We start from the raw sequence: 17,973 nt of genomic DNA, 5'->3' as shown, positions 1-17,973 counted from the left end.
TGATATCATTCATCCTGCCAAAGCCCGAACGGCGCCTCATTTGCCATCGCCAGAGTGTGAACGGCCGCAAAAGGTCGTACCAGAGGGGCGGCTGGGGCCTCAGGGAGCCAGCTGGCGGGTGACTTCGACGGCCTTCTCGAAGGACGGATAGCCGCTTTTGGCTACCGCCAGCTCCGCATAGGCGCTCTTGTAGGTCTGCGCCTGGATGGGGTCGGCCTCGGCGATCAGGAAGGGATCGGCGTACATCCGATAGAGCAAGGCATAGGCCAGCGGATAGCGACGGTCGGCCGAGCGATTGAGCAGGTCCAGGACGTCGTCGGTCTGCGGGCCTTGCTTGATGGCTATCACCGCGCGGTAGAACTCCACTTCGCCATCGGTGCTCTGGCCACCATTGCGCAGCAGCAGGGCATCGGCGAGGCGGAGTTGTTCTTCACTGCCTCCGAGCACCAGCAATTTGGCCTGTAGCAGGTCATTCTGGCGCAGCAGGGTGGTCTGTTCCTCGCTGAGCGGGCGCGTTTCGGCTGCCTCGTGATGGCCGCTCAGGGAGCAGCCGGCAAGGGAAACACACAGCAACGGGAGCATCCATTTCTTCATGTCGAGATCTATCCGCGGAGTCGTGACGCTGGTTCCAAACTTTGGACGATAGCAGTTCTTTGACGCTTTGCGCAGAACCAGAGGGGAATCCTGGAGTCGTATCCGCACGTCCACTGAGCGCCCTCGTCTGGCTATTTCCAGCGTCGCGCGCTTCGGGCATTGTATGCGACAAGCGGCTGGATAGACCGCCGTTCGTTTTGCCTCCACGTCAGATCAAAGGACTCCCATGATCACCAAATGTCTGTTTCCGGCAGCCGGCTATGGCACTCGTTTTCTCCCCGCGACCAAGGCCATGCCCAAGGAAATGCTGCCCATCGTGAACAAGCCTCTGGTGCAGTACGCCGTGGAGGAAGCGTTGGAAGCGGGTCTGCATCAGATCGGGATCGTTACCGGTCGTGGCAAGCGTTCGCTGGAAGACCATTTCGACATCAGCTACGAGCTGGAAAGCCAGATCAAGAACACCGACAAGGAAAAGTACCTGGTCGGCATTCGTAACCTGATCGACAACTGCACCTTCTCCTACACCCGTCAGGTGGAGATGAAGGGCCTGGGCCACGCCATCCTGACCGGCCGCCCGCTGATCGGTGACGAGCCCTTCGCCGTGGTGCTGGCGGACGACCTCTGCCTGAACCTGGAAGGCGACAGCGTCCTCAAGCAGATGGTCAAGCTGTACAACCAGTTCCGCTGCTCCATCGTGGCCATCCAGGAAGTCCCGGCCAACGAGACCAACAAGTACGGCGTGATCGCCGGCGAGATGATCCGCGACGACATCTACCGCGTGAACAAGATGGTCGAGAAGCCCAAGCCGGAGGACGCTCCCTCCAACCTGGCGATCATCGGCCGCTACATCCTGACTCCGGACATCTTCGACCTGATCGAGCAGACCGAGCCGGGCAAGGGTGGCGAGATCCAGATCACCGACGCCCTGATGAAGCAGGCACAGGACGGTTGCGTCCTGGCGTACAAGTTCAAGGGCCAGCGCTTCGACTGCGGTAGCGCAGAAGGTTTCGTCGAAGCCACCAACTTCTGCTTCGAGAACCTGTACAAGGCGCTGTAAGCCGCCACGTGCAGTCGATCGGGCCACCTTCGGGTGGCCTTGTCGTTTCTGGTGGTCGGCCACCGCTGCCGCGACCCCTGATGGCTTGCGTTATGCTGACGCCAGCAGAAGCCAAGAGAGTGTTCCATGACGACCTATGATTTCGACCTCTTCGTGATAGGCGCCGGTTCGGGCGGGGTACGTGCCGCGCGCTTCGCCGCCGATTTCGGCGCGCGGGTGGCGGTGGCCGAAAGCCGCTACCTGGGTGGCACCTGCGTGAACGTGGGCTGCATGCCCAAGAAATACTTCATTTACGGTGCCTCCTTTCGCGATGAATTCCGCCAGGCGCGGGGCTATGGCTGGGATGCCGAGGTACCGGCGTTCGACTGGAACACCCTGGTCGCCAGCAAGGACCATGAGATTCGTCGCCTGAACGGCATCTATCGGGCGCTGCTGGTGAATAGCGGGGTGACCCTGCTGGAAGCCCATGCGCGCATCCTCGATCCCCATACCGTGGAAGTGGAAGGCCAGCGCTATCGCTGCGAGCGCATCCTCATCGCCACCGGTGGCTGGCCGGACGTGCCGGATTTCCCCGGCCGCGAGCATGCCATCACCTCCAACGAGGCCTTCTACCTACCGGAGCTGCCCAAGCGGGTGGTGGTGGTGGGTGGCGGCTATATCGCCGTGGAATTCGCCTCGATTTTCCTGGGGTTGGGTGCGCACACCACGCTGCTGTACCGCCGGGAGCTGTTCCTGCGCGGCTTCGATCGCGGGGTGCGCGAGCATCTGCGGGACGAGATGCAGAAGCGCGGCCATGATCTGCAATTCAACGCCGACGTGGCGCGGATCGACAAGGTCGCTGATGGCAGCCTGCAGGTGACGCTCAAGGATGGCCGCGTCCTGGAGGCCGATTGCGTCTTCTATGCCACCGGTCGCCGGCCGATGCTGGACGACCTGGGGCTGGAGAATACCGCCGTGGCCCTGGACGAGCGTGGCTTCGTGCAGGTGAGCGAAACCTTCCAGACCGCGGAGCCGTCGATCTATGCCATCGGTGACGTGATCGGCCGGGTGCAGCTGACCCCAGTGGCCCTGGCCGAAGGCATGACCCTGGCGCGCCATCTGTTCAACCCGGAGAGCTATCGCCCGCTGAATTACGATCTGATCGCCAGTGCCGTGTTCAGCCTGCCCAATCTGGCCAGCATCGGCTTGAGCGAAGAGGACGCACGCGAGCGTGGCCATCGGCTGAAGATCTTCCAAAGCAGCTTCCGGCCGACCAAGCTGAGCCTGACCGACGTCCAGGAACGGACCTTGATGAAGCTGGTGGTGGATGCCGACAGCGACCAGGTGTTGGGTTGTCACATGGTCGGGCCGGATGCCGGCGAGCAGATCCAGTGCCTGGCCATCGCGCTCAAGGCGGGGGCGACCAAGGCCTGTTTCGACGACACCCTGGGCATCCATCCCACCGCGGCCGAAGAGTGGGTGACGATGCGCAAGCCGATTCACGAAGACGAGGCGCGCTGAGCAGGCGCCTCGCTCGCGGCTGAGTTACTTGGGCAGGGGAGCTGCCACCGCCGGCGCGGCGTCAATCACTTCGCGCTTGGCGTAGCGCTGGGCCAGTACCGCGCAGACCATCAGCTGGATCTGGTGGAACAGCATGATGGGCAGCAACACCGGTCCCATGGTGCTTCCCGCGAACAGCACCTTGGCCATGGGTACGCCCGTGGCCAGACTCTTCTTGGAGCCGCAGAAGACCACGGTGATTTCATCTTCCTTGCTCATGCCCATGAGTCGCGCGGTGTAGCGCGTGGCCAGCAGCACCAAGGTGAGCAGGGTGGCGCAGATGAACACCAGGCCGACCAGCGACAGCACGGGCGTTTCCCGCCACAACCCTTCGATGACCGCGGCGCTGAAGGCGGTGTAGACCACCAGCAGAATGGAGCCCTGGTCAACGAACTTCAGCTTGCCTTTGTGGCGGTCCACCCAATGGCCGATCACCGGGCGCAGCAGTTGGCCGGCGACGAAGGGCAGCAGCAGCTGGACGCAGATCTTGACGATGGCATCCAGGGTGCTCTGGCCATCGGAGCCACCGTGGGCGTCGAGCAGCAGCCGCACCAGCAGCGGGGTGAGGAAGATGCCGATCAGGCTGGACAGCGAGGCGCTGCAGACCGCAGCCGGGACGTTGCCGCGAGCCATGGAGACGAAGGCGATGGACGACTGCACGGTAGCCGGCAGGGCGCACATGAACAGTACGCCCAGATAGAGCTCGGGCGTCACCAGGGGAGCCAGCAGCGGCTGGAGCGCCCAGCCGAGCAGCGGAAAGCTGATGAAGGTGAAGGCGAAGACCAGCAGGTGCAGGCGCCAATGGGTGACGCCGGCCACCAGCGCCTGGCGCGACAGCTTGGCGCCGTGCAGGAAGAACAGCAGGGCGATGGCGATGTTGGTCACCACGTTGGCGACCTGGGCAGCGAGGCCCTGGCAGGGCAAAACGCTGGCGAGGATCACCGTGGCGACCAGCATCAGGGTGAAGTTGTCGGGCAGCAGACGGGGTCGAGCCATGGTCTTTCTCAGGTTGTGTGCGAATAGCCTTCAAGGCTATCGTCCCGCAATCAATCCGACTAACGCGAAAAGCCCCAATGATGTCGTCCAACGGACAGGCTGCGGTCGAACGTTCGGTCCCTGAGCTGCTTACCCTGCCGCGCCGGCTCTATGCGCGGGTCGAATCCCTGGCGCAACCGGCCTGGACACCCTGGCACAGTCATCCGTGGGGGCAACTGTCCTATGCCATCACCGGGGTGCTCACGGTGACCACCGCCGAGGGCAGCTACGTGGCGCCGCCGCAACGGGCGGTATGGATCGCCGCGGACGTGGAGCATCAGGTACGGTCTTCGCCCAGGGCGGAGATGCGCAGCCTATACGTCAGTGCCGAGGCCGCGCCCTATGTCGGCAGCCGCTGTCGCGTGGTGGCGGTGAGTGCCCTGTTTCGCGAGCTGATCAAGACCTTCAGCGGCTTCCCCCGAGAGTACGACGAGAACGGCGCGGAAGGCCGTCTGGTGTCGGTGATGCTGGATCAACTGCGCACAGCCCCGGAGGTCGGGCTGTCGCTACCCGCGCCTCAAGACGGTCGGCTGCGCCAGCTCTGTGAGGCGCTGGCGAACAATCCTGCCGATGACCGCACCCTGGCGCAGTGGTCGCAGGTACTCGGCGCATCGGAAAAGACCCTGAGTCGGGCGTTCCAACGCGATACCCAGCTGACCTTCAGAGCCTGGCGCCAGCGACTGCGCATGATCAGCGCGCTGGAGCGCCTGGAGGGTGGGGCGCCGGTCACGGAGGTGGCGCTGGATTGTGGCTACAACTCGCCGTCGGCTTTCATCGCCGCCTTTCGCCGTCAGTTCGGGGCGACGCCTGGGGTCTTCGCCCTGGGTGTCTAGTGGGGTGTTGCAGACGTTCGCCGAGGAAGTGACGAGGGGTTTTGTCCGGTTCGGCGCCGCGACGGGTTATCAGGGTGGCGCCTGGTCGCGGTAGCCGGACCTAAAGCCGGACTTAGAGTTTCCTTATCGCGGCCATGGGCCGCTCCTACAGGAGGAGGCACGCCGGTTTAACGTTCGGGGCGACGCCTGGGGCCTTCGCCCTGGGTGTCTAGTGGGGTACGGACGTTCGCCGAGGAATTGATGAGGGGCTTTGTCCGGTTCGGCGCTGCGACGGGTTACCAGGGTGGCGCCTGGTCGCGGTAGCCGGACCTGAAGCCGGACTTGGGGTTTCCTTATCGCGGCCATGGGCCGCTCCTACAGGAGGAGGCACGCCGGTTTAACGTGATCTTGCCATGACTGATGTAACTGAACGCCTGCTCGGATAGCCCTCTCTCCCCTCGGGAGAGGGTTGGGAGAGCGCCTCCTCGCCACAAAGTCTCCGGTGGAAAAGGCTGCGCCGTTTTCCACGTTACCTAATGTATCCCTACCGCGATAAGACAGCTGCTCCTACAGGACCGACGTAACCGTAGGAGCGGCTCATGGCCGCGATAAAGAAAGTCGCTCCTAGAGTGTCTGTAGGAGCGGCTGCAGCGGCGGACCGCCATGGCCGCGATTGGATAGGCCAGGCGAGCGAGGTACCTGCCAGGTACGACACGCTAGGCAGTGGCGCCGAGCAGGCTCAGATAGTCGCCGAAACCACCACGGGCGCGGCAATCCAGGCGTGAGCTGGTACGGACCCGGACGCGGTTGCTCCAGGCGATGTCGGCACCATCAGCCTTGAGCGCTGCCACCAGGCTGACGTCTTCGTTCGCCGCCATGGCGGGAAAGCCGCCGGCGCGCAGATAGGCCGCAGTGGCGATGCCGAAATTGGCGCCGTGGATGTGCTGGTGGCCCTCGCGATCGTGATAGGCCGCTTCGTAACGAGCACGCAGGCTGGGGGAGTGCGGGGTCCAGTCGTCCACTTCCACCACGCCGCACACGGCGTCTGCGCCATAGGCCAATTGCGCAGCCAGCCAATCGGGGGCGACTTCGGAATCCGCGTCGGTGCAGGCCAGCCAGCGGGCATCGCGCTGGATCAGGTACGCGGCCCCCGTCGCGCGGGTCATGCCGACGTTGCAGGCCCAGACCTCCAGTACGGTCACCGGCAGGCGCCGGACGATCTCGGCGGTACCGTCGGTGCAGCTGTCCAGCACGATGACGACTTCCACGTCTTCCCCCAGCAAGGCGGGATGCCGGGCTGCGCGCAGGACCGACAGCAGGCAGCGTTCGACATGTTGCTCTTCGTTATGGGCGGGTATCACGACACCTATCATAGAAGCTGCTCCCGGCGGGCGACGGAGGTGGGATCGGAGGACCAGAGGGTGAGGAGAAAGTCGGCTTCTTCGAGCTGACTCAGGCGATGCAGGCCGGGCAGGGCGCCCAGCCGTTGATGCACTTCGTCACCGGTCAGGGCGCAGCCCTCGATGGGGTGGCGCCAGTGGCAGGCGAGCAGCACGCCACCGGGCAGCAGGGCGCTGTGGGCGTGATCCAACAGGGCCGCGAGGCCGCGCTCGCCAAGGTAGTAGCCGATCTCGCTGATGACGATGAGATCGAAGGAGCCGCTCGGCCATTCCTCCGGCAGCAGCAGTTGGCGAATCTCGACGTGGCGCTGGTCGACCAGTCGGGCGCTGGCAGTGGCTACCGCGGAGGCGTTGCCATCGCTGACCAGCAACTGGTCGCAACGCTCCGCCAGGCGCCGGGACAGCTCGCCGGTGGAGCAGCCTGGCTCGTAGCCCCTGGCGTAGCGGCGGTGGGGCAGGCTGGCGAGGGTGAGATCGCGCTTGCGCGCCTCGTACCAGCGGTGCCGGTAATCCCAGGGATCGGCGCTGGTGGCGTAGAGCGAGTCGAAGTAGCTCATGGAGACGGTCACAGCAGATAGACCTCCCAGGCGCGGGTGAGGCGGGCCACCACCGCTGGCGGCAGGATGGGGCCCTGGCCGGTGCTGGCGTCCGCGCTCAGTTGGCTGCCGAAGGCATTCACCGCCTGCTTCTTCAAGGCCAGCACGTCTGCGTCCAGATTCAGGCGGTGCGCGCGTTCCCAGGGCACCCGGGCATCACCGGGCGTCGCCCAGTGCCAGGTCCAGATCGGTACCTCGATGCAGCGGGCGCCGCGTTGCTGGCAGGCTGCCAGGGTTGCGCGGCCAGTGGCTTCGTGATCGGGATGGCCGTCCAGGCGCCAGGTGACGAAAACCACGTCCTGGGGCGTGAGAACATCCAGCAGGCGTTGCTTCAGGGACTCTTCCTGTTCGCTAACCTGGCCATCGGGGATCGCCAGGCGGGTCACGGTGGCGCGCTCCAGGCGCAGTCGGCGCAAGGCTTCGCGGGTCTCCAGCGGCCGGGTGTTGCGCAGCCGGCTGGCCGGCCAGAGGCTGGAATGCGGGTGGCTGCCATCGCCATCGGTGACCGCGACCAGGGCGAGCCGCCGGCCGAGTTCACCGAGGAGATGGAGCAGGCCACCGCAGCCGAGGATCTCGTCGTCCGGATGGGGGGCGACGATTACTGCGCGGTGACCGGCCGGGACGAGCTGGGCCGCCTCGATCTCGGCCATGGTGGAAAAGCCGGCCCATTGGGCCCAGGCCTCGGGTGTGGTACCCGCGCCCTCGATCTGGCGATCTCCTACAGTTGCCAAGGTGCACCCTCCAACAGATTCAGATCGCCCAGCACGGCCAGGTCACGTTCGGCGTGGCTCTGGCGCAGATAGACGGGCAGGTCGGCCATGTGGCGTGCGCAGTAGGCGTCACGACACAGGGGAGCGGCGCCGAAGGCGCGTCCGGTATGACGCACGACGATCTCGGCGCACTGCTCCACCAGTGCCCGCAGTTGGCAGATGGGATAGCGCGCATTGGCGTTGGGGTTGCGGTCTATCCACTCTGCCGTTTGCCGCAGGGCGGTGGCCGCGCCCAGCAGGGCGGCGTCCACATGGCCGAGATGGGCCAGCGCATGAGGTTCGCGATGGCGTTTGCAATAGGCGCGCAGGGTGTTGGCCAGCGCGGTCGCCGAGCCGTACCAGCAGGCGGCGATACCGCCACCGCCGTGCCAGAACCCCGGGCGGTGCAGGTAGCGACCGGGGGCGCCGACCAGCACTCCGGCGGCCCCGTCGAAGAGCACATCGACGCTGCCGGTGGCCTGCATGCCGATGGCGCGCCAGCCATCCTGGGTAACTTCGACGCCCGGCTGGTTCATCTCCACCGCCACCAGCATCGGGTGATCGTCCATCCAGGCGGTGACCAGGGCATGGCTGACCAAGGCGGCACCCGAGCACCAGGATTTACGTCCGTGCAGGGTGACCATGCTGTCGGCGCCGTAGCGCACCAGCAAGCGTGCATCCGGCGGTTCTGCGGCCCAGACGCCCCAGAGACTGAGTTGGGGCGGGATGGCGCCATCCAGTTCGCTCAGAATGGCGAGAGCGTCGGTGTGGCCCTCGTACAGCTTGACCAGGCCCAGGTCATGATTGGCCACCATCGCTAACGCGCGCCAGCGGTCGAGCGTCTGTCCCTGTCCCGGCAGTGGCAGACGGTCCAAACCACACTGATTGATAATCTGCAGACGTTGTTGCAGCAACGCTGGAGTGACCTCGTCATAGGTCCACTCGTCCAGGGTGTCTTGGAGGCTATCCAGATCGATCGACATCGGCTCCATCCCATGGCTGACAACGGCGCTGTCCACGACAACGCTCGTTAGTGCAGACCACGGGCAGCGATAAGGGGTTTCGCTAGGACTGGACCTTGGCGACGGCAGGTGGGGCCCTAACCGACACCCAGTCGCTTGCGCCGTGCTGCGGTGAGACCCTGGCGCGCTTCGGTATAGCCGGCCCAGGGATCGTCCTTGAGCCCTTCGAGACGGCTCAGCAGGGTGTCGAAGTGCCACTGGTCGCTTCGTTCCAGCCGCTCCAGTTCGGTACGGGCGATGGGCACCGAAACGCCCAGGTGCGGGCGGGCGCGCAACGAGAAGGCACTGACCGTGGTGGCGCCATGGCGATTGCGCAGGTAGTCGACGAAGATGCGGCCCCGGCGATTCTGTTCGCCCATCTTGGCGACGAAGACCTTGGGCAGGGTCGCGGCCAGGTGCTGAGCCGCGGCCTGGGCGAAGGCCTTGACGGTATCCCAGTCGTGGCGCCGTTCCAGGGGTACCACCAAGTGCAGCCCGCGCCCGCCGCTGGTCTTGACGAAGGCTTGCAGGTCCAGCTCGTCGAGCAGCGTCAGGACCAGGTGGGTGGCTTCGAGCAGGCGCGCCCAGGGCAGCTTGGGGTCGGGATCGAGATCGAGGATGAAGCGGTCGGGTCGCTCGATGCGGTCGGCGGTGGCGTTCCAGGTATGCAGCTCCACCGTACCCATCTGGGTCGCGCCGATGAGGGCGTCGCGGTTGTCGATGGCCAGCAAGGGGGCGTGGCCCGGGTCCAGCGCGGGGTCTAGTTCGCGGATGTGGGGAATCGCCAGGGTCTGCTTGTGCTTCTGGAAGATCTGTTCGCCAGCGATGCCCTCGGGCGTGCGGACCAGGGCGACGGGCCGGTCGGCCAGGTGCGGCAGCAGCCAGTCCGCCACGGCCGCGTAATAGCGGGCCACGTCCAACTTGCGGGCGCCACTGGCCTCGTCGATGACCCGCTCCGGGTGGCTGATGCGCACGCCGTCCACCTCGGCGTCCTTGGCTTTGCCACTCGCCTTGCGCGGAGCGGTGTCGGGTCGTTCCGCTTCACGCGCCGGCGTCGCCATTTCTAGAGCTATCTCCTGGGCCGGCTTGTCGTCCCGCAGGCCGTGGAAGACACCCTGGCGCACGATGCCGTCCTGGGTCATCTCGGCATAGGCGATCTCGCACAGCTGCTCGGGTTTGAGCCAGGTCACCTGCCGATAGGCCGCGCCCTTGGGCGGGTCCACCACCGGAGGTCGGTCGATGATCAGTGGCTGGAATCGCTCGTGCAGCTGCTTGAGTTTCGCCGCCGTGAAGCCGGTGCCGACCTTGCCGGCATAGCGCAGACGGCCCTGGTCGTCATGCAGGGCTACCAGCAGGGCGCCCAGGTGCTGGCGGCCGCCCTTGGGCGGGGTGTAGCCGATGATGACGAACTCCTGGCGGTGGGCGCACTTGAGCTTGATCCAGTCCTTGTTGCGCCGGGACCTATAGGGGCTGCCGAGGCGCTTACCGATCACCCCTTCCAGGCCCAGCTCGCAGGCGCTGGCCAGGATGCGGTCGGCCGGCACCTCGAAGGCCTCGGAGAAGCGCAACAGGTCGCTGTCATTACGTTCTTCCAGTAGCTTGCCAAGCAGGTCGCGACGCTGTTCGAGGGGCACCTCGCGCAAGTCGGCGTCGTTCAAATAGGGCACGTCGAAGAGGTAATAGACGATGCGACTAGCCTTGCCGGTCTCGAAGGCGTTCTGCAGCGCCTGGAAGCGGGAGACGCCACGCTCGTCGGTCACTACGATCTCGCCGTCCAGCCAGGCATTCTCCAGGCCTAGCGCGGCCAAGGCCTGGGTCTGTTCGGGCAGGCGCGCGGTCCAGTCATTGCCGCTGCGGGTGAAGAGACGGACCTCGCTGCCTTCGATACGGGCCAGTAGGCGATAGCCGTCGTACTTCACCTCGTACAGCCAGTCTCCGGCGGGTGGGCTGTCGACCAGGGTCGCCAGTTGCGCCTCGAGGGCCTCCGGCAACTTGGCCTTGCGCGCCTTGGCCGTGGTCTGGCGGGCCGGCGCTTTGGTTGGCTTGGCGGCCTTGGGTTTGGCGGTGGTTTTGCGCTTGGTCTTGGCCTTGGGCTGTGCCAAGCGCGGCAGGGTCTTGTCGCTCAACACGCTGTCGGGCTCGGCGACGGTCACCTCGTAGTCGGCGCTGTCTCTTGCTTCGTCGTCGCGTTCCTTGATCAGCAGCCACTGAGGCTTGTCGCCATTGCCCTTCAGGCGAGTGCGAACCAGGGTCCAGTGGCCATGCAGCTTCTCGCCCTTGAGTTCGAACTTGAGCTTGCCGGCCGCATAGGCTGCGGTGGCATCGCCCTCGGCCTGCCATTCGCCGCGATCCCAGACGATGACGTCGCCCGCACCGTACTGGCCCTCCGGGATGTTGCCTTCGAAGCTGCCGTAGGCGAGGGGATGATCCTCCACTTGCACCGCCAGGCGTTTCTCGCCGGGATCGAGGCTGGGCCCCTTGGGCACCGCCCAGCTCTTGAGGGTGCCGTCCAGCTCCAGGCGGAAGTCGTAGTGCAGGCGGCGGGCGTCGTGCTTCTGGATGACGAAGCTCAGGGTGCCCTTCTTCCTGCGCCGACGTTCGGGTTCATCGCGGGGCTCGGCGGTGATGTCGAAGTTGCGCTTGCGGTTGTATTCGCTGGACGAACTGGCCATGGATGCAGTCCTCACTTGGCCTTGCGCGTGCGGCTGGCGGAGGCGCTGCGGCGAGAGGTGGAGCGGGCGGTGGTTTTGCCCTTGGCGGGCGCCTTGTCCTTACCCTTGCCGCCCAGGCTGCGGCGCAGCAATTCGGTCAGATCTATGACATCCGCGCCGCTGTCTTCGGACTCGGGCTCTTCGGTCACGGCTTCGAGCTTGCCGTCCTTGAGCTTGCGCTCGACCAGGGCCATCACGTTGTCCTTGAAGGTGTCGTGGTACTGGGCCGGGTCCCAGGTTTCGGTCATGTCGTCCACCAGGCGCTGGGCCATGTCCACTTCCTTCTTGGTCACCTTGGCGCCCAAGCCGTCCAGGCCCACGTCTTCTGCCGAGCGCACCTCGTCGGCCCAGCGCAGGGTGTTCAGTACCAGGGCGTCGCCCAGCGGCATGATCACCGCGAGATGCTGCTTGGTGTGCATGACCAGATTGGCCACCCCGACCTTGCCGGCGGCGCTCAGGGTGTCGCGCAGCAGGGCGTAGACCTTCTCGCCGTTCTTGTCCGGCGCCAGGTAGTAAGGTTTCTCGAAGTGCAGGATGGAAATTTCCCGTGCTTCGACGAAGGCGAGGATGTCGATGGTGCGGGTCGCCTCGGGCAGGGCGCCATGGATCTCGTCGTCGCTGAGCACCACGTACTGACCCTTGCCGTGCTCGATGCCCTTGACGATGTGCTCGCTGGGTACCTCCTTGCCGGTGTTCTTGTTGATGCGCTTGTAGCCGACCGGATCGAGGCTGCGATCGTCCAGCCAGTCGAAGTCGAGCCCCGAGGGGCGGGTCGCCGAAACGACCGAAACGGGGATGTGCACCAGGCCGAAGCTGACGGCGCCTTTCCAGATCGAGCGGGGCATGGGCGTTCTCCTGGGTGGGGTGTCCCCTATGGATAGGCCGGCGATACACAGGGTTCCGCCGCGGGGAACCCCGCTTCGTCCTTGGGTTCTACCCCCGAACGATGATTTTGCCGCCGCAGGCGCAGGGTAGAGGGGAGTAGGCGTGGACAGTGTCGATCAAGAGGTATTGCGCACCGCCCTGGCCTGGCGCCAGGCCGGCCAGGGTGTGAGCCTGTTCACCGTGGTACAGACCTGGGGCAGCTCGCCGCGCCCGCCGGGTGCCATGCTGGCGCTACGGGACGATGGCCAGGTCTGCGGCTCGGTGTCCGGCGGTTGCATCGAGGACGATCTCATCGCCCGCCTGCACGCCGGTCATTTCGCCGGTGAACGCCCTGAGGTCATCACCTATGGCGTCTCGGGCGACGAAGCCGCGCGTTTCGGCCTGCCCTGCGGCGGCACCCTGCGCCTGGTGCAGGAACGGGTCGAGGACTGGCAATGGCTGGAGCAGTTGCTGCAGCGCTGTGACCACCATGAGCTTGCGCTGCGCGAGGTGGATCTGGCCACCGGCGAGGTGCGGATCTCCCCGGCGACCCGGGACGAGCCCGTCTCGCTGGACGGCCAACGGTTGCGCCTGGTCCACGGCCCGCGCTGGCGCCTGCTGCTGATCGGCGCCGGGCAGCTCTCGCTGTACGTGGCCGACATGGCGGCCATGCTCGATTTCGAGGTGCTGGTCTGCGATCCGCGCGAGGAATTCCGCCTGGGCTGGGAAACGCGCCAGGCACGTTTCATCGCCGGTATGCCGGACGACGCCGTGCTGGCGATCCGCCCGGACGAGCGCACCGCCGTGGTAGCCCTGACCCATGATCCGCGGCTGGACGACCTGGCGCTGCTCACGGCGCTGCAATCCGACGCCTTCTACGTTGGTGCCCTGGGCTCGTTGCGCAACAACGACAAGCGCCGCGAAAGACTGCTGCAGCTGGAGGTGCCGGTTGCGGCCATCAATCGCCTGCACGGGCCCATCGGCCTGCACATCGGCAGCCATACGCCGCCGGAAATCGCCCTGTCGCTGCTGGCCGAGGTGGTGGCGGTCAAGAACGGCATCGCCCTCACCCAGAAGAAGCGGGCCCTGGTGGCGGTGGAGCAGGTCGCCTGAAGGTGGCACCGGTACAGATCATCATCCTGGCTGCCGGTGCCGGCAGCCGCTTTCGCGCGGCGGGCGGGGGCGACAAGCTCCAGGCGGCGCTACCTGGGCTGGCCGAATTGAGCGTCTTGCAGGCAACCTTCCTCCTCTGGAAGACGCTGGGCCTGCCTTGCCTGGCCGTGGTTTCCCGCGACACGCCCTGGCGCGCGGACTTGGCTCGCCAGGAAGGGCTGCCGGTGTTGAGCCTGCCCACCACGGGGATGGGCGACAGCCTGGCCGCCGCGGTGCGGGCGACGTCCGCGGCCGGGGGATGGCTGGTGGCCCTGGGCGATATGCCCTTCATTCATCCGACGACCGCTCGCCAGGTGCTGGAGCTGAACCGGCCCGAGCGAATCGTCGTGCCGGTTCACGCGGGGCGCCGTGGGCATCCCGTGTGCTTTGGTCGGAATTATGCCGCTGCGCTTGGCCAGTTGAGTGGCGACGAAGGAGCGAAACGGCTGTTGCGCCTGGGTTCGGTGCTAGAGCTGGAGGTGGCCGATGCCGGCATCCAGCTGGACATCGACACCCCGGCCGACCTGGAGAAACCGGCCGTGACCGGTCTCGAACTTCCCCAATTCGCTGCGCTTCCAACGGGGGTGAAAGCTGTGTGGTGGAAGACGTCCATGAACATCATCGAGTCCATGCTGGACTATCTCAAGGCGCGCGAGCTGCAGCTCACCACGGCGGAGTCCTGCACCGCCGGCAAGGTGGTTGGCTTGCTCTCCGAAGTGCCCGGCAGCGGTAGCTGTATCGAATCGGGTTATGTCGTCTATTCCCCGGAGGCCAAGCAGCGCCTGCTGGGGGTGAAGCCGGAGACCATCGAGCGGCATAACCTCACCAGCGAGGAAGTGGCGCGGGAGATGGCCGCCGGCGCCCTACGCGACAGCCCGGCCCGGGTAGCCATCGCTAACACCGGCTTGGCCGGGCCGGGCGGTGCCGATGGCATCCCCCAGGGTACCGTCTGTTTCGCCTGGGGCTATCGAACGGGTGACGACATCGTGCTCTATGCTGAGACCCAGCATTTTTCCGGCGACCGCGAAGCCGTTCAATTGGCCGCCGCCCGGCATAGCCTGGCGAATGTAGTGCCCTATCACCAGCGTCTTGAACGCGAACTCAAGGAGAATGCTCGATGACCGACGCCCAGCAGCGCGACATCATCCAGGCCCTGCAGGTCCCTGAATATTTCGACCCGGCCTCCGAGGCGGAGCGGCGCATTCAATTCCTCAAGGACTACCTGCTCCAGAGTCGGCAGGAGAGCTATGTGCTGGGCATCAGTGGTGGGGTGGATTCCTCCACCGCCGGTCGCCTGGCACAACTGGCGGTAGAGCGGGCGCGGGAGGAGAGCGGCAATGCGCGATTGAGATTCATCGCCATGCGCCTGCCCTATGGCGTACAGCGCGACGAAGAGGATGCCCAGCGCGCGCTGCACTTCATCCAGCCCGACGAGACTCATACCGTCAACGTCAAGCCGGCCAGCGATGCCATGCTCGCCTCGGTGCGGGAAGCGCGGGTGGCCTTCGACGACGAGCTGCACGAGGACTTCACCCTGGGCAACATCAAGGCGCGCCAGCGCATGATCGCCCAATACGCCGTAGCGGGTGCGCGGCGTGGGTTGGTGATCGGCACCGATCACGCAGCGGAAGCCCTGATGGGCTTCTACACCAAGTTCGGCGATGGTGCCTGTGACCTCACCCCCCTGCACGGCCTGAACAAGCGCCGGGTACGGGCCGTTGCCGAATGGCTGGGTGCGCCTGCCGAGCTGGTGCACAAGATACCCACCGCCGACCTCGAATCCCTGTCTCCCGGCAAGGCGGACGAGGACGCCTTCGGCATCACGTATGCCGAGATCGATGATTTTCTCGAAGGCAAGGCCGTCAGCCCGGCCACCTTGGACATCATTCTCAACACCTATAGGCGCAGTGCACACAAGCGCGATCTTCCCTATACGCCTTTTGACTTAAATCAGTAGCTTATGGGCTATAGATGAAGTGAATAGTCACCTGGTTCATCGAAGTGAATCTGATACGAGCAGGATGCGGGCTGAATGGGCCCTGTCCACCGGGCCAATTTATGCAGGTGACAAAACACTTTTCATTAATTTCGTAACCTACTGTTTTTAGGATATTTATCTGAAATACAGGAGGGCATCAAACGAAGCGCGGGCGCTGAACTTTTGCGCTACCGTGTGGCTCAGACTCTTTCAGAAACACCCGCGCGAGCGTTCCCAGTAGCGAAGCTGCCGCGGCTGTCTGGGACGATCGCTGGCGAGATTCGCAGCGTATAGCTCCAGGTGCAGCAGGCTTCCGCCCATGGAGCAGTCGTCAATTGGCTGTCCAATGGGGCGTCAGCAGTCGCGGGGTCACGACCTAGGCCGTATCGTCTTGGCGATATGGCCTTTCATGCGTCTCAAGATGGAGTCAGGCTCGATGTCGAACACCGATCTCCCCGGTTCTTTTTCCACTCTTTCCCTCGACCCCGCCACCGCCGCCCAGACGCCGCGCATCGCCATCGAAGCGGTCACGCCGGCGGTCGACAATGGCCAGTTCGCGGCCAAGGGCATCGCCGGCAAGGTCGTCGAAGTCACCGCCAAGATCTTCGCCGATGGCCACGACAAGCTGGCCGCCGCCATCCTCTGGCGCCGCGAAGGCGAGGAAGACTGGCAGCAGGCACCGCTGGTATTGGAAACCAATGACCTCTGGCGCGGGCACTTCACCCCGCCGGTAGTGGGACGCTATGAATTCGTGGTGCAGGCCTGGTGGGACGTCTGGGGTACCTACCGCTACGAGATCGAGAAGAAGCACGCCGCCGCGGTACCTCTTAACCTGGAGTTGCAGGAAGGCCGCATCCACGTCGAGCAGGCGCTGTCCCGCGCCGAAGGCGAGCAGCGCGGCTCCTTGGAGGCGCTGTTGCAACGCCTGGATCAGGCCGGCAGCGAGGGGGACAAGGTCGCCGTATTACTGGCCAGCGAGGCGAGCCAGGCGATGGCGCCCGTGGATGCCTATGTCCACCTGACCCACAGCATCGAGTATCCGCTGGACATCGAACGGCTGCGTGCCGAGTTTGCCAGCTGGTACGAACTCTTCCCGCGCTCCATCACCGACGATCCGCACCGCCATGGCACCTTCCGCAACGTCATCGGCGAACTGCCGCGCGTGCGCGACATGGGCTTCGACGTGCTGTATTTCCCGCCGATCCACCCCATCGGCCTGGCCCATCGCAAGGGCAAGAACAACACCCTGGGCGCCGGGGCGGATCAGCCGGGCAGCCCCTATGCCATCGGCAGTCCCGACGGGGGCCACGATGCCGTGCATCCCGAGCTGGGGACCTTGGAAGACTTCCGTGCCCTGGTCGCGGCAGCGGCAGACCACGGTCTGGAGATCGCCCTGGATTTCGCCATCCAGTGCTCGCCCGATCACCCCTGGCTCAAGGAGCATCCGGGCTGGTTCTCCTGGCGACCGGATGGGTCCATGCGCTACGCCGAGAATCCGCCAAAGAAGTATCAGGACATCGTCAATGTCGACTTCTACGCCAAGGACGCCATCCCGGACCTCTGGTTGGCACTGCGCGACGTGGTCTGGCACTGGGTGGAGCAGGGCGTGAAGATCTTCCGCGTCGACAACCCCCACACCAAGCCGCTGCCGTTCTGGGAATGGCTGATCGCCGACATCCGTGGCCGTGACGCCGACGTCATGTTCCTCGCCGAGGCCTTCACCAAGCCGGCGATGATGGCGCGCCTGGGCAAGGTCGGTTACAGCCAGAGCTACACCTACTTCACCTGGCGCAATACCAAGGCCGAACTGACCGAGTACTTCACCCAGTTGAACGAGGCGCCGCTACGCGATTGCTACCGGCCGAACTTCTTCGTCAACACTCCGGACATCAACCCGGCCTTCCTGCAGACCAGTGGCCGGCCCGGCTTCCTGATCAGGGCCGCCCTGGCCACCATGGGGTCGGGTCTCTGGGGCATGTATGCCGGCTTCGAACTCTGCGAGGGCGCGCCGCTCACGCCGGGCAAGGAGGAGTACCTGGATTCGGAGAAGTATGAGCTGCGGCCGCGTGACTTCTATGCGCCCGGCAACATCATGGCCGAGATCGCCCAGCTCAACCGCATCCGCCGGCAGAACCCGGCGCTGCAGACCCACCTGGGGCTGAAGATCTACAACTGCTGGAACGACCAGATCCTCTACTTCGGCAAGCGCACCGATGACCTGGGCAACTTCGTCCTGGTCGCGATCAACCTGGATCCCTTCAATGCCCAGGAAGGTCATTTCGAGCTGCCCCTGTGGGAACTGGGGCTCGACGACCACGCCACCACCCACGGCGAGGACCTGATGACCGGCCACCGCTGGGCCTGGCACGGCAAGACCCAATGGACACGCCTGGAGCCGGCGATGCCCTTCGGCATCTGGCGCATCCAGCCGGCTCTCTGACGCCATGACCAGGCGGACCGGGCGGTGTGGAGCAGGGCAGAGCCC

Annotated in this window: 15 protein-coding genes and 1 pseudogene; 8 read left to right on the top strand and 8 right to left on the bottom strand. The window is 65.3% G+C overall.

Translation table 11 applies throughout. The features are described from left to right. Positions 1–99: 99 nt before the first annotated feature. Positions 100–582 (bottom strand): hypothetical protein, encoded by a 483-nt coding sequence (locus tag QZ471_RS09480; protein ID WP_295463040.1) that lies wholly within the window; start codon positions 580–582, stop codon positions 100–102. Between the two features lie 238 nt (positions 583–820). On the opposite strand from QZ471_RS09480, the gene galU reads away from it, so the two are divergent. Beyond that, positions 821–1,651 carry a UTP--glucose-1-phosphate uridylyltransferase GalU gene (gene galU / locus QZ471_RS09475; RefSeq protein WP_058778310.1) on the top strand — a complete coding sequence of 277 codons (831 nt, stop codon included), beginning with the start codon at positions 821–823 and terminating at the stop codon, positions 1,649–1,651. 126 nt (positions 1,652–1,777) lie between these two features. Further along, positions 1,778–3,151 carry a glutathione-disulfide reductase gene (gorA, locus tag QZ471_RS09470; protein WP_295463037.1) on the top strand — a complete coding sequence of 458 codons (1,374 nt, stop codon included), beginning with the start codon at positions 1,778–1,780 and terminating at the stop codon, positions 3,149–3,151. A gap of 24 nt (positions 3,152–3,175) precedes the next feature. On the opposite strand, the gene QZ471_RS09465 is transcribed toward gorA, so the two are convergent. Further along, a complete protein-coding gene (locus QZ471_RS09465; protein WP_295463035.1) occupies positions 3,176–4,186 on the bottom strand; it encodes a bile acid:sodium symporter family protein in 1,011 nt (336 codons plus the stop codon). Between the two features lie 77 nt (positions 4,187–4,263). Here QZ471_RS09465 and QZ471_RS09460 point away from each other — a divergent pair, with 77 nt between their 5' ends. Next, entirely contained in the window at positions 4,264–5,058 is a 795-nt protein-coding gene (locus tag QZ471_RS09460) for a helix-turn-helix transcriptional regulator (RefSeq protein ID WP_295463033.1), read from the top strand. 695 nt (positions 5,059–5,753) lie between these two features. Here the strand turns inward: QZ471_RS09460 and QZ471_RS09455 are convergent. From QZ471_RS09455 to QZ471_RS09430, 6 genes are all read right to left on the bottom strand, one after another. Next, the gene (locus tag QZ471_RS09455; protein ID WP_295463031.1) at positions 5,754–6,410 is read right to left on the bottom strand and encodes a glycosyltransferase; all 657 of its coding nucleotides are present in this window, start codon (positions 6,408–6,410) and stop codon (positions 5,754–5,756) included. Beyond that, positions 6,407–7,006 (bottom strand): class I SAM-dependent methyltransferase, encoded by a 600-nt coding sequence (locus QZ471_RS09450; RefSeq protein ID WP_295463029.1) that lies wholly within the window; start codon positions 7,004–7,006, stop codon positions 6,407–6,409. The genes QZ471_RS09455 and QZ471_RS09450 overlap by 4 nt, the downstream gene beginning before the upstream one ends. Beyond that, the gene (locus QZ471_RS09445) at positions 7,003–7,764 is read right to left on the bottom strand and encodes a PIG-L family deacetylase (protein WP_295463027.1); all 762 of its coding nucleotides are present in this window, start codon (positions 7,762–7,764) and stop codon (positions 7,003–7,005) included. The genes QZ471_RS09450 and QZ471_RS09445 overlap by 4 nt, the downstream gene beginning before the upstream one ends. Further along, positions 7,752–8,801 (bottom strand): acyl-CoA dehydrogenase family protein, encoded by a 1,050-nt coding sequence (locus QZ471_RS09440; protein ID WP_295463025.1) that lies wholly within the window; start codon positions 8,799–8,801, stop codon positions 7,752–7,754. Before QZ471_RS09440 ends, QZ471_RS09445 begins: the two co-directional genes overlap by 13 nt. 80 nt (positions 8,802–8,881) lie before the next feature. Next, positions 8,882–11,455: a DNA ligase D gene (gene ligD, locus QZ471_RS09435; RefSeq protein ID WP_295463023.1), complete on the bottom strand. Its 2,574-nt coding sequence runs from the start codon at positions 11,453–11,455 to the stop codon at positions 8,882–8,884. Positions 11,456–11,466: 11 nt separating this feature from the next. Next, a complete protein-coding gene (locus QZ471_RS09430; protein WP_295463021.1) occupies positions 11,467–12,339 on the bottom strand; it encodes a Ku protein in 873 nt (290 codons plus the stop codon). A gap of 142 nt (positions 12,340–12,481) precedes the next feature. Here QZ471_RS09430 and QZ471_RS09425 point away from each other — a divergent pair, with 142 nt between their 5' ends. The 5 genes and pseudogenes from QZ471_RS09425 to QZ471_RS09405 all read left to right on the top strand — a co-directional run bounded on the left by QZ471_RS09425 (position 12,482) and on the right by QZ471_RS09405 (position 17,928). Further along, complete coding sequence (locus QZ471_RS09425) at positions 12,482–13,471, top strand: XdhC family protein (protein ID WP_295463019.1); 990 nt, start codon at positions 12,482–12,484, stop codon at positions 13,469–13,471. A gap of 2 nt (positions 13,472–13,473) precedes the next feature. Next, positions 13,474–13,953, top strand: a pseudogene (locus QZ471_RS09420) (NTP transferase domain-containing protein); the annotation flags it as partial. A 168-nt stretch (positions 13,954–14,121) separates the two neighbouring features. After that, on the top strand, positions 14,122–14,631 hold the full coding sequence (locus tag QZ471_RS09415) for a CinA family protein (protein ID WP_295463083.1): 510 nt from the start codon (positions 14,122–14,124) through the stop codon (positions 14,629–14,631). Continuing rightward, a complete protein-coding gene (nadE, locus tag QZ471_RS09410; protein ID WP_295463017.1) occupies positions 14,628–15,467 on the top strand; it encodes an ammonia-dependent NAD(+) synthetase in 840 nt (279 codons plus the stop codon). Before QZ471_RS09415 ends, nadE begins: the two co-directional genes overlap by 4 nt. 457 nt (positions 15,468–15,924) lie before the next feature. After that, complete coding sequence (locus QZ471_RS09405) at positions 15,925–17,928, top strand: alpha-1,4-glucan--maltose-1-phosphate maltosyltransferase (protein ID WP_295463015.1); 2,004 nt, start codon at positions 15,925–15,927, stop codon at positions 17,926–17,928. The last annotated feature ends 45 nt before the right edge of the window (positions 17,929–17,973 follow it).

The organism is uncultured Pseudomonas sp., from assembly GCF_913774235.1.
Taxonomy (GTDB): domain Bacteria; phylum Pseudomonadota; class Gammaproteobacteria; order Pseudomonadales; family Pseudomonadaceae; genus Chryseomonas.
This window is presented reverse-complemented; position numbering and strand designations above follow the sequence as displayed.

What these genes read in the sequence shown, in the direction of transcription:
- nadE (WP_295463017.1), top strand. Translation starts at nt 14,628, where the DNA reads ATGACCGACGCCCAGCAGCGCGACATCATCCAGGCCCTGCAGGTCCCT.
- QZ471_RS09405 (WP_295463015.1), top strand. Translation starts at nt 15,925, where the DNA reads ATGTCGAACACCGATCTCCCCGGTTCTTTTTCCACTCTTTCCCTCGAC.
- galU (WP_058778310.1), top strand. Translation starts at nt 821, where the DNA reads ATGATCACCAAATGTCTGTTTCCGGCAGCCGGCTATGGCACTCGTTTT.
- QZ471_RS09455 (WP_295463031.1), bottom strand. Translation starts at nt 6,410, where the DNA reads ATGATAGGTGTCGTGATACCCGCCCATAACGAAGAGCAACATGTCGAA.
- gorA (WP_295463037.1), top strand. Translation starts at nt 1,778, where the DNA reads ATGACGACCTATGATTTCGACCTCTTCGTGATAGGCGCCGGTTCGGGC.
- QZ471_RS09415 (WP_295463083.1), top strand. Translation starts at nt 14,122, where the DNA reads ATGAACATCATCGAGTCCATGCTGGACTATCTCAAGGCGCGCGAGCTG.
- ligD (WP_295463023.1), bottom strand. Translation starts at nt 11,455, where the DNA reads ATGGCCAGTTCGTCCAGCGAATACAACCGCAAGCGCAACTTCGACATC.
- QZ471_RS09465 (WP_295463035.1), bottom strand. Translation starts at nt 4,186, where the DNA reads ATGGCTCGACCCCGTCTGCTGCCCGACAACTTCACCCTGATGCTGGTC.
- QZ471_RS09430 (WP_295463021.1), bottom strand. Translation starts at nt 12,339, where the DNA reads ATGCCCCGCTCGATCTGGAAAGGCGCCGTCAGCTTCGGCCTGGTGCAC.
- QZ471_RS09480 (WP_295463040.1), bottom strand. Translation starts at nt 582, where the DNA reads ATGCTCCCGTTGCTGTGTGTTTCCCTTGCCGGCTGCTCCCTGAGCGGC.
- QZ471_RS09460 (WP_295463033.1), top strand. Translation starts at nt 4,264, where the DNA reads ATGATGTCGTCCAACGGACAGGCTGCGGTCGAACGTTCGGTCCCTGAG.